Here is a 701-nt window from a genome sequence, read left to right as displayed (position 1 = left end):
GCCCAGACGATTATTGATCGTCTATGTCTTCGCTTGGAAACCAACCAACTTCCTGAACAATTTTAGTTCAACTTATATAGTTCCTTTTCGAAGGAGTCGATTTCCTGCCATATTTGTTGGGTAGATTCATTATTTGCGGTTCTAAGTTTTTCAAATGCATTAATTAAATTTCTCTTTGTTTGAATTTCTTTATTCGTTTGTTTTAGGATTCTTCGTCTATCTCTATACATGATGTAGCGTTTCTTGAAGTTCTCCCTAGCCTCTGTAAGTGAATAGTCCGGATTTGGACCGCCCCAAACTTTATCTGCGAGGGGATCATCTTTTCCATCATCTTCCCAGTTACATAAACAACATATCTCCCAACCTCGTCTTTCCTCCAGTGTGGGATAGTTACAACAAGGACAATTAAATCTGTGCATATTAGTTGCTCCTTCATCTCACCTACCCAAACATGCCCGACTTTCACATTAAAAACTGTATCGAATGTACCACTCAAATTTATTGGGTCAATCCTATATGCTTTTTTCTTAATACACTCAATATCTTTTTGTGTTCTATATCCTAAATTTACATCTTCCTGAAGTTCGGTAAGTAAATACTGATCAGAATCAATATGAAGCGCCCTGGATCGGCTACAGTAAATTGGACAGAAAAAATAGGGGCTAGTAGAATGAAAACATCAGACAGGAGCGAATCTACGA

The 701-nt window shown here is 37.5% G+C and carries 1 protein-coding gene; it reads right to left on the bottom strand.

What is annotated here, in order from left to right; genetic code table 11:
• Positions 1–62 precede the first annotated feature (62 nt).
• On the bottom strand, positions 63–419 hold the full coding sequence (locus BK127_RS42270) for a CPCC family cysteine-rich protein (RefSeq protein WP_256711716.1): 357 nt from the start codon (positions 417–419) through the stop codon (positions 63–65).
• Between the last annotated feature and the right edge of the window lie 282 nt (positions 420–701).

The organism is Paenibacillus sp. FSL H7-0331 (assembly GCF_001956045.1).
Note: the sequence above shows the minus strand (reverse complement) of the source record. Positions and strands in the feature narration are given on the sequence as shown.

Bases quoted from the DNA above. Each gene is read 5' to 3' on its own strand.
- BK127_RS42270 (WP_256711716.1), bottom strand. From the start codon at position 419: ATGCACAGATTTAATTGTCCTTGTTGTAACTATCCCACACTGGAGGAA.